Here is a 9,798-nt window from a genome sequence, read left to right as displayed (position 1 = left end):
GGGCGGCCCTGAACCGGCGAAGGGGGCGGCCCCCGGGGGGGGGCGCCCCGGGGGGCCGGGGGGCGGACCCCCCGGACCCCATGGAATTGGGCCATCGGGAAAGCCGGGGGTAGTTTCGCCGGGGCTCGGCCCCCTGCGTCCCAGCGGGGGCTCCGCCTCCCGCACCCCCGTACGTACAAGGATCCGTCGATGCGCCTCACCACAGCACCCTGGGTGCTGCTCGCCACGTTCTCCGGGACCCTCATAGCCCTGCAGTCCCGGATCAACGGGGAGCTCGCGGCGGGGCTCGGCAAGGACGGGTTCGCCGCGGCGGTGATCTCGTTCGGTTCCGGGTTCGTGGTCCTTGCGCTCGGGCTGCTCCTCTTCGCCGAGCCCCGGCGGGGTGTGGGGCGGGTGCTCGCCGCCGTACGACAGGAGCGGCTCAAGTGGTGGCAGGTCGTCGGCGGCTTCGGCGGCGCGACCTTCGTCCTGGCCCAGGGCCTGACCGTCACCGCGCTCGGCGTCGCGCTCTTCACCGTGGCCATCGTGGCCGGGCAGGTCGGCGGCGGCCTGGTCTTCGACCGGATCGGCCTCGGGCCCGCCGGACCGCAGCGGCCCACCAGGCGCCGGGTCATCGGCGCGGTCCTCGTGCTCGTCGCCGTCGGGATCTCCATGGCCGACAAGCTCGGCGGCGGATTCCCGTACGCGATGCTGGCACTCCCCCTCGTCGCCGGTGTCTGCGTCAGCTGGCAGCAGGCCGTCAACGGCCATGTGAAGAACACCGCCGGCTCCGCCTACACCGGCACCTTCTTCAACTTCGCCACCGGAGCGGCCGCCCTCCTGGCCGCCTTCCTCGTGCACGCCGCGTTCGCCGGCCTGCCGGCCGGGCTGCCCACCCGGCCGTATCTGTACGTCGGCGGGCTCGTCGGCATCGTGTTCATCACCGTCGCCGTCGCCGCCGTCCAGAAGCTGGGCGTCCTGGTGCTCGGACTGTGCACCATCACCGGCCAGTTGATCGGCTCCCTCGCCCTCGACGGTCTGCTGCCGCACGGCGACACGGAGATCACCCCCGCGACCTTCGCCGGCGTCGCGCTCGCTCTCGTCGCGGTGGTGATGGCGGCGCTGGCGGGAACGCGGACGGGCCGGGTCGTCGCCTCATCGGAGACGACGAACCGGCCCGCTGCCGAGTCCACGGAGCCTCTCTCGCGCTGAGCGCGGAGGCCCGAACCCCGACTAGTCGCGCTGGGCGCCCGGCGGCAGCTTGCGCAGTTGCATCGTCGACGCGGTGCTCGTGCCGAAGCCGTAGTCGAGCAGCTTCGCGGCGTCGTTGAAGCGGTCGGTGCCGTTCAGGATGACGCCGGTGTAGGTCTTGCCGTTCTTGGTCGCCGTGAACACCAGGCAGGGACCGGCCGCGGTGCCCGTACCGGTCTTGATACCGAGGGCGCCGCCGTACGAGCCGAGCAGCTTGTTGGTGTTGTACCAGGTGTACTTGCGCGTGCCGCCCGTGGACGACGTCGCGTACTCGTACTTCTTGGTGGTCTTGACGACCCCGCGGAACGTCGCCGACTTCATCCCGTGCTGCGCGAGCTTCGCGAGGTCGCGGGGCGTCGTGTAGTTGTTGCCCGTGGTCGAGATGCCGTCGAACGAGTCGAACTTCGTGTTCGTCATCCCGAGCGCGGTCGCCTTGCTGTTCATCTTGCTGATGAACGACTTGGTACGCGCCGACTCGGTGGTGCCGCTGCCGAAGGCGTCGGCGAGCGCGTACGCGGCGTCGCAGCCGGACGGCAGCATCAGACCGTAGAGCAGCGAGCGCACGGTGATCTTGTCACCGGTGCGCAGGTCCGCGGTGCTGGCGCCGTTGCGGACGACGTAGTCCCGGTAGGACTGCTTGATGGTGACCTTGCGGTCCAGGTTCAGGCCCGGGGTGTCGAGCACCACGGCCGCCGTCATGACCTTGGTGGTGCTGGCCATCTGACGCTTGATGTCGGCGTTCTTGCCGTACTTCTTGGCCCCGGTGGCGTTGTCGAGGAGGAAGGCCCCCTTGGCACTGAGGGTCGGCAGGGTCGCCGCCGCCTGCGCGGGAGAGATCAGCGGCTGGACGGCGAAGGCGATGCCGCCGGCGACCACGGTGGCGATGGCGCCGTTGCGGATGCGCGCGCGGTTGCGGCTGCGCCGGTGGGTGCCCTTAATGGCAGATATCAACTCAACAGCTCCGAAAGGTGTGTTCACCGACGGGCACCCTTGATGTGATGCCCGTAGACCAGACGGACGAGTGGTGCGGATGGATGTACGGGAGGTGGAAATCGAGTGTCACGATTCGGCTCGCCCTCTGCCCGCCCCCGAACCCGTCCATCGGCCCCTCGGATCCGTCCGCATCCCGGACGCACCTCCCCTTGCGTACGTGTTGTATCTAAGCTGTGCGCATGCCCGCAGCACCCGCCCCCGCCCTGAAGCAGCCCCCCGCCGCCGAACGCGTCTACCAGCACGTCAAGCAGGCGGTTCTGGACCGGCGTTACGAGGGCGGCACGCTGCTCACCGAAGGGGAGCTCGCCGCCGATGTCGGGGTCTCGCGCACCCCCGTACGGGAGGCGTTGCTCAAGCTGGAGGTCGAGGGGCTCATCAAGCTGTACCCGAAGAAGGGTGCGCTGGTGCTGCCCGTATCGGCGCAGGAGATCGCCGACGTGGTCGAGACACGGCTGCTCGTCGAGGAGCACGCGGTGCGCAAGGCCGTGCCCGCCTCGCCGCGGCTCATCGCGCGCCTGGAGGAACTGCTCGGGCGGCAGCGGGAGCAGGCCGCGGCCGGTGACTACACGGGCGCCGCGCAGTCCGACCGCTGCTTCCACGCCGAGATCGTGCGCAGCGGCGGCAACGAGATCCTCTCCAGGCTCTACGACCAGCTCCGCGACCGGCAGTTGAGGATGGGCATCGCCGTGATGCACTCCCACCCCGACCGCACCACCAAGACCCTGGGCGAGCACGGCGAGATCCTCGAAGCCTTGCGCGCGGGTGACGCGGACCGGGCGGTCGCGGTGATCCACCGGCACATCGGCTGGTTCCAGACGCTGGCGCGCGGGGAAGCACGATGAGCGCTGCCGCCGTACGTCTGCCGGGCGATCCGCCCGGTGGCCGGCGCGCCGTGATGGTCTGGTCGATCGGTGTCGCCGTCTACTTCGTCGCGGTCATCTTCCGCACCTCGCTGGGTGTGGCGGGCCTCGATGCCGCCGAGCGCTTCGACGTCGGGGCCTCCGCCCTGTCGACCTTCTCGATCCTGCAGCTCCTGGTCTACGCGGGGATGCAGATACCCGTCGGCCTGCTCGTCGACCGCCTCGGCACCAAGAAGGTGCTGACCATCGGCGCGGTGCTCTTCACGCTCGGCCAGCTGTCCTTCGCCCTCGCACCCTCGTACGGGATGGCGCTCGCCGCCCGCGCCCTGCTCGGCTGCGGTGACGCGATGACCTTCATCAGCGTCCTGCGCCTGGGCACCCGCTGGTTCCCCGCCCGCCGCGGCCCGCTGGTCGCCCAGCTCGCCGGCCTGATCGGCATGGGCGGCAACCTCGTCTCCACCCTGCTGCTCGCCCGGCTCCTGCACGGTGTCGGCTGGACCGCCGCGTTCCTCGGCAGCTCGCTCGCCGGTGTCGTCGTCCTCGTCCTGATGCTGCTCTTCCTCAAGGACCACCCCGAGGGCCACGCCCCCGAGCCGGTGAAGCCGTCCGGGCCCCAGGGCCTTGCTTCCGTACGAGGGCAGATCGCCGCGGCCTGGCGCGAACCCGGTACGCGGCTCGGTCTGTGGGTGCACTTCACGACACAGTTCCCGATGATGGTGTTCACGCTGCTGTGGGGGATGCCGTTCCTGGTCGAGGCGCAGGGCCTGAGCCGGGACACCGCCGGTGAACTCCTCACGCTCACCGTCCTGTCGAGCATGACCATCGGCCTCGTCTACGGCCAGATCATCGCCCGCCATCACAAGGCCCGCACCCCGCTCGCGCTCGGCACGATCGCCCTGACCGCGCTCCTGTGGGCGGCGACGCTCGGCCTGTCCGGCGACCGCGCGCCGGTGTGGCTGCTCATCCTGCTCTGCCTCGGGCTCGGCACCTGCGGTCCGGCCTCGATGATCGGCTTCGACTTCGCCCGGCCGGCCAACCCGCCCCAGCGCCAGGGCACCGCGAGCGGCATCGTCAACATGGGCGGCTTCGTGGCCTCCATGACGACCCTGCTCGCGGTCGGTGTGCTGCTCGATGCGACCGGCGACAACTACCGCATCGCGTTCTGCTCGATCTTCGTCCCCGAGGCGCGGGGCGTCACCCAGATCCTGCGCCTGCGCCGGCACGGGGCCCGCCGCGAGCGCGAACGGCTCGTGGCCAGCCGCGTGGAGGTCGTGCACGTACCGGCGTAACTCCCGTATCGCCCCGAAGAGTTCTTACGGGGTGATCGCGAAGTTGTCGATGATGGCCTGCGCGAGGCCCTGGTCGCCCTCGACCTTGATCCGGTCGGCGACCGCGGCCGGCTTCACGCGTCCGCAGGCCAGCTTGTAGAAGATCTCCCAGTCGAGCGCGAGCGTCACGGCGGGGCCGAGCGAGGGGGCGCCGTCGATGGTGCCCTTGCCGTCGGCGTCGATCCGTACCGTACGAAGGAAGTCCACCGGGCCGTGCACATCGAAGACGACGGCCGAATTGGCGGGCGCACCGGCCCGCTTGGCGACCACCTGGGGCAGCCAGAAGAGCATCACGTCGCGGGCGACGAGGGCGCCGGGGGAGTCCAGGTTGCCGGGCTTCTTCAGCGAGGTCCGCAGGTCCTGCTCGTGCACCCAGATATCGAACGCGCGCCGGCGCATGGCCTCTTCGAGCGTCTCCTCGGTGCCGCGCGGACCGCGCACCTTCGTGCCGGGGTCCCGCGTCTCGTTCCGCAACTGCCGTGAGCGCCGGATGATCGTGTACTCCAGCTCGGAGGTCATCTCGGGCGCGGTGTGGTGCCGGCGCACGTCGACCTGCATCTCCATGTACCGCTGCGACTCCGTCTGTACGTGGTACAGGTCGCGCGGCAGCGTGTGGATGGGCCGCGGATCACCGAGCATCTCGCAGTCGATGCCTATGACATGGGAGACGACATCGCGCACCGACCAGCCGGGGCAGGGCGTCGCCCAGCTCCACTCACCCTCCGCGAGCGGCTGCACCAGCTCGGATATCGCTTCCACGGAGTGGGTCCAGGCGTCGGCGTAGGACTGAAGGCTGGGATGGAGACTCACAGGACGGGACCCCTCGGGCGGTTCGGGTGCGCGGGCTCGGCGGCGGCATGCAGAAGAGGCTCTCGCGCCCTTAAGTTACGCTGCCACGAGGGCCCCTTGCAGTGCTTTCGAGTGACGATCGTAGGTCCTGATTGACCCGGGCCCGCCGGTTCGAATGCCAGGACGGTGGTAGTGTGCGCGCCTCGCTCATCCAGATCGCGGTAAACCCGGACGAATCGGCCAATTCCCGTCGGGAGTACGTGGGTTCGCTGGTACGGGAAGAAGCGGGCGCCGATCTGGTCGTGCTGCCCGAGCTGTGGCCGACCGGGGCCTTCGCGTACGAACTCTTCGCGCAGGAAGCCGAATCGCTCGACGGCCCGACGCGCGAGGCGATGGCCAAGGCCGCGCGCGACGCCGGAGTCTGGCTGCACGCGGGCTCGATCGTGGAGCGCGCGACCGACGGCACCCTCTACAACACGGCTCTGGTGTTCTCCCCCGACGGCGAACTCGCCGCCACGTACCGCAAGATCCACCGTTTCGGCTTCGACAAGGGCGAGGCGGTGATGATGGGCGCGGGCGGCGAGCCCGTGACCGTCGCACATCCGGGGACCACGCTCGGCGTGACGACCTGCTACGACCTCCGCTTCCCCGAGCTGTACCGGACGCTCGTGGACCAGGGGGCCGAGACCCTGATCGTCTCCGCCGGCTGGCCGGAGCGCCGCCGCGCCCACTGGACGCTGCTCGCGCAGGCGCGCGCGGTCGAGAACCAGTGCTTCGTGCTCGCGGTCGGTACGGCGGGCACCCACGCGGGCGTCGAGCAGGCCGGGCACTCGATCGCGGTGGACCCCTGGGGCGAGGTGCTCGCCGAGGCGGGAGCCGACGAAGAGGTGCTGCGCGTGGAGTTCGATCCCGCTCGCGTGGCGGCCACCCGTGAACAGTTTCCGGCGCTGAAGGACCGAGTTCTCGGCCTGGACGCTCCGTCACGCCCGCGCTGACGCACCGTAGTCGCGGGAAGGTCCGCCTGCCGGGCCGGAAAACCCCGTCACCCGCATGGGCTTCGCCGATCGCGGCGCCCCGGGGCCGGTGTTCTGATGATCGAAAATCGGTCACTGTGTGCAATCACTTGCATACGTGACGTCATCATCAGGTCCCGTGCAGGGCGTGGTGCGCCCGAGGAGGCACCCTAATGACGGAAAACGGACACAGGCGCGGCCGGAAGGCGGGGCCGCTCAGGGCCCGTCTCTCGGCTCCGTTCGGACTGGCCACCGTGGTGGCACTCGGGCTGTCCCTCGCGGCTCCCCTGTCGGCGTCGGCGGAGGAGATCTCCTCGGAGCCGTTCACCGGAGCCTCGGTCGACGAGGCGAAGTGGTACGGCGGCCCGTACACCGTGGGCGACCCGACCGGCTTCGCCTGCCTCACGGCGGCGGCCGGTGAGGAGGGCCCGCTCAAGAAGTGCCAGAAGCCGGTGGGCGAGAAGGCCGGCGAGGGTGCTCTGCGCCTGACGACCAACAGCAAGAAGCAGAACGGCTATGTGATCTCGCGCAGGGCGATTCCCGCCCGCGCGGGCATGAAGTTCAGCGTGGACTTCGCCGTCTACAGCCCCGGCCGTCCGGGCGACCCCGCCGACGGCATCTCGCTGATGCTGCTCGACGGTGCCGCCGAGATGCCGAAGAAGTCGGGCCAGAACGGTGCAGGACTGGGCTATGTGGGGATCGGGGGCGGTTACCTCGGCGTCGGACTGGACGTCTACGGCAACTTCACCTCGGACGACTTCGACGCGGCCGGCGGCCTCAGCGGGCGTACGCCGAACTCGATCACCGTGCGTGGTGCGGCAGCCGTGAACAACCCGCTGGTCGCCACCTACAAGTCGACCCGGCTGCTCGCCGCCGACGGCGCCAAGAACCGCGCCGAGGCGCGACGCACCGCCATCGTCGAGCTGTCCCACGAGGGCGTCATGAAGGTCTCCATCGACTTCCACGACGGGCGTCCGGTCCGCGAGGTCATCGAGCCGGTCGACCTCGACGAGATCAAGGGCCAGCCCAAGGTGCCCGACTCGCTGCGGATCGGCATCGCGGCCAGCACCGGCAACTCGACCGCCATCCACGAGGTGTGGAACGGCAAGATCGAGACCCTGGACCCGAACCTGTCGACCAACGTCCTGCCCAAGGGCCCGGTCAACGCGGGCGAGCCCGCCGAGTTCGAGCTGACCACCACCAACGACAAGCTGGCCGGACCCACCACCGGTGAGGTCGTCACCACCCAGACCTTCCCCGAGGGCGTCAAGCCGGTCGCGGCCTCCGGCGACGGCTGGACCTGCAAGATCGCCGGACAGACGGTCACCTGCAAGCGTCCGGGCACCGGCGCCGACGCGCTCAAGCCCGGCGACTCCTACCCGCCGGTCAAGGTGAAGACCGAGATCGCGGCCGACGCGAAGGGTGACAAGAACATCACCTCGCAGGCCACGACGCCCGGTTCGGCCCCGAAGCAGCCCGACACGAGCAGCTTCACGGTGACGCCGGCCAAGGACCCCGCGCTCGTGGTCACCACCAAGCCGGTCGGCGACGTGGTCGGCGGAGCCCCCGCCGTATACCAGATCGACGTGGCCAACAAGCCCGACGCGGGTGCGACCAACGGCGAGGTCAAGGTCGTCCGTACCTTCCCGGAGGGCGTCAAGCCGATCAACGCGGTCGGTGAGGGCTGGACCTGCAAGATCGACGGCCAGACCGTCACCTGCACCCGTCCCGGCACCGGCAACGACGTCCTGAACCCGGGCAACAGCTACCCGCCGATCTCCATCGGCACGGAGGTCGACGACGACGCCAAGGGCCCGCTCGAGGGCAGCACCGAGGCGACCACCGGCGGCAAGGGCACGGGTCCGGTCAAGGACACCACCGACGTCAAGCCGGCGCCCGCCAAGGACCCGAACCTGAGCGTCGTGACCAAGCCCAAGGGCGATGTGATCGCGGGCAAGCCCGCCCAGTTCACCATCGACGTGTCCAACGCGCCGGAGGCAGGCCCGACCACGGGTCGTACGACGGTGTCGCGCACCTTCCCCGAGGGTGTCACCCCGGTCAAGGCCGCGGGCAGCGGCTGGCAGTGCGCCATTGTCGGCCGGACCGTGACCTGCCAGCACGACGGTGTGATCGCCCCGGGCAAGCAGGCCCCGACGATCACGATCGACACCAAGGTCGACGCGAACGCGACCGGTCAGCTGGAGGGCTGGACGGACCTGTCCACCCCCGGTGACCCGAACGCGGGCAACCGGGTCTTCGACACCTTCGTGGTGAAGGAGGACGCGGGCCAGCTGATCGACTGCGGTGGCTGGATCACCAGCGGCACCCGCGCCGCCCAGTGCGCGGAGTGATCTCCGTACGACGGTGACCCGCTGAAAGACACCGCGGCCCCGGAGGCGACTCGCCTCCGGGGGGCGCCGCCCCGCCGAAACCCCCCCCCGCCCCGGCAGCCCCCCCCCCCCCAGGCGCCGCGCCGTCGCGCCGTCAACTCCTGTCCACAGCCTGTGGATTCAGCGCGGGCCATCGCCAAGCCGTCAGCGCGGCCGCGTGTCCACCACATCCAGGACGTACGCCGCCGGCTTGTCCTTCGGCATCCCGAGCGCCCCCTTGGTGTGCGTGAAGCCGGGCCGCTCGTTCCCCGGCACCGTGACCAGGATGCGGCTGCCGACGCGCTTGCCCTCGAGCGCCTCGAACCATCCCGGCAGCATCGCCGCGTCCTTCATCACGAACCCGTTGGGACCATTGCGCAGATACGTGGAGTTGAACGGCGTCTTCGTCCCCCACACCACACCCGTGTACTGCATCACGACGCTGTGCCCGGCCTTGAGCGGCGCCCCCTTGCCCTCGACCAGCGTGCGTACGCCGACCTTCCTGGGCTCCGCACCGAAGTCCGCCATCACCGGCTCGGCGCCCGGCGCCTTCACGCTCACCGACGGGAACCCGCCGCTCGCGGGCCACTTGCCCGGGCCCGCCGCCTGCGCCTTGGGGTCGTAGCCGCCGATCACGTCGAAGACCAGGACCATGTGGTCCGTCGGGGTGACCTGCGCGGGCGCCATGCCGTGCGGCCCGAAGCCGTGCGTCGCCGGCGAGACGAGCAGCACCCGGCTGCCGGCCTTGCGGCCGATCAGCGCCTGGTCCCACGTACGCGAGACATGCTGGCCGTCGAGCACCGCGGTCGTCGGCTGTTCGAGCCGGTAGGTGTCCATCAGGGCGCGGCCGCTCTCCCAGATCCGCATGTCCACATCGGTGACGATCACCTGGCCCTTGCGGGTCACCGGTCCTTCGCCCTCGACGAGGACCGTCATCCGCGCGTCCTTCGGCGGCGGATACGTGGGCATCGCGACCTCGGGCCGGCTGCCGAACTCCCCCTTCACCTCGGGGATGTTCTGCGCCTTCTCGCCGCAGCCGAGTGCGGGCAGGATCAGCGCCGCGAGAACGGCGAGTGCGGCGGTGCGCCGTGCGCGGCGGGGTGGTGCGGCCACGGGGTCTCCTTCGAGCGGGGGCGGGTACGGGCCTCTCAGCCTTGCCCCGCCCCCTCGCCCACCGGCGTACCGCACGCGAAAAGCCGCCTGCCGTACGCTCGTT

Annotated in this window: 8 protein-coding genes; 5 read left to right on the top strand and 3 right to left on the bottom strand. The window is 70.5% G+C overall.

The window, feature by feature from the left end; translation table 11 throughout:
• The first annotated feature begins 189 nt into the window (after nucleotides 1–189).
• Nucleotides 190–1,191, top strand: a complete 1,002-nt coding sequence (locus JAO81_RS25225; protein ID WP_199550215.1) for a DMT family transporter — start codon at nucleotides 190–192, stop codon at nucleotides 1,189–1,191.
• A gap of 21 nt (nucleotides 1,192–1,212) precedes the next feature.
• Here JAO81_RS25225 and JAO81_RS25220 read toward each other — a convergent pair whose 3' ends face one another.
• A complete protein-coding gene (locus JAO81_RS25220) occupies nucleotides 1,213–2,130 on the bottom strand; it encodes a serine hydrolase (RefSeq protein WP_199550247.1) in 918 nt (305 codons plus the stop codon).
• A 272-nt stretch (nucleotides 2,131–2,402) separates the two neighbouring features.
• Between JAO81_RS25220 and JAO81_RS25215 the strand changes: the two genes are divergently transcribed.
• Both JAO81_RS25215 and JAO81_RS25210 read left to right on the top strand, forming a co-directional pair.
• Nucleotides 2,403–3,065, top strand: coding sequence for a GntR family transcriptional regulator (locus tag JAO81_RS25215; RefSeq protein ID WP_199550214.1), 663 nt, complete (start codon nucleotides 2,403–2,405; stop codon nucleotides 3,063–3,065).
• A complete protein-coding gene (locus JAO81_RS25210; protein WP_199550213.1) occupies nucleotides 3,062–4,372 on the top strand; it encodes a nitrate/nitrite transporter in 1,311 nt (436 codons plus the stop codon). The genes JAO81_RS25215 and JAO81_RS25210 overlap by 4 nt, the downstream gene beginning before the upstream one ends.
• A gap of 24 nt (nucleotides 4,373–4,396) precedes the next feature.
• Here the strand turns inward: JAO81_RS25210 and JAO81_RS25205 are convergent, their stop codons facing one another.
• Entirely contained in the window at nucleotides 4,397–5,221 is an 825-nt protein-coding gene (locus tag JAO81_RS25205; RefSeq protein WP_199550212.1) for a maleylpyruvate isomerase family mycothiol-dependent enzyme, read from the bottom strand.
• A gap of 173 nt (nucleotides 5,222–5,394) precedes the next feature.
• On the opposite strand from JAO81_RS25205, the gene JAO81_RS25200 reads away from it, so the two are divergent.
• Together JAO81_RS25200 and JAO81_RS25195 are read left to right on the top strand one after the other, a co-directional pair.
• Nucleotides 5,395–6,195 (top strand): carbon-nitrogen family hydrolase, encoded by an 801-nt coding sequence (locus tag JAO81_RS25200; RefSeq protein WP_199550211.1) that lies wholly within the window; start codon nucleotides 5,395–5,397, stop codon nucleotides 6,193–6,195.
• A gap of 191 nt (nucleotides 6,196–6,386) precedes the next feature.
• The gene (locus JAO81_RS25195; RefSeq protein ID WP_199550210.1) at nucleotides 6,387–8,564 is read left to right on the top strand and encodes a hypothetical protein; all 2,178 of its coding nucleotides are present in this window, start codon (nucleotides 6,387–6,389) and stop codon (nucleotides 8,562–8,564) included.
• A 183-nt stretch (nucleotides 8,565–8,747) separates the two neighbouring features.
• On the opposite strand, the gene JAO81_RS25190 is transcribed toward JAO81_RS25195, so the two are convergent.
• A complete protein-coding gene (locus JAO81_RS25190; RefSeq protein ID WP_199550209.1) occupies nucleotides 8,748–9,695 on the bottom strand; it encodes an FKBP-type peptidyl-prolyl cis-trans isomerase in 948 nt (315 codons plus the stop codon).
• Between the last annotated feature and the right edge of the window lie 103 nt (nucleotides 9,696–9,798).

Origin of the sequence: Streptomyces sp. N35 (assembly GCF_016464295.1) — a bacterium.
GTDB lineage: Bacteria > Actinomycetota > Actinomycetes > Streptomycetales > Streptomycetaceae > Streptomyces.
The sequence above is the reverse complement of the archived record's forward strand: the minus strand, read 5'-3'. Positions and strand labels throughout refer to the sequence as shown.

Coding starts and splice junctions, on each gene's coding strand:
- JAO81_RS25225 (WP_199550215.1), top strand. CDS start 190: ATGCGCCTCACCACAGCACCCTGGGTGCTGCTCGCCACGTTCTCCGGG.
- JAO81_RS25215 (WP_199550214.1), top strand. CDS start 2,403: ATGCCCGCAGCACCCGCCCCCGCCCTGAAGCAGCCCCCCGCCGCCGAA.
- JAO81_RS25210 (WP_199550213.1), top strand. CDS start 3,062: ATGAGCGCTGCCGCCGTACGTCTGCCGGGCGATCCGCCCGGTGGCCGG.
- JAO81_RS25195 (WP_199550210.1), top strand. CDS start 6,387: ATGACGGAAAACGGACACAGGCGCGGCCGGAAGGCGGGGCCGCTCAGG.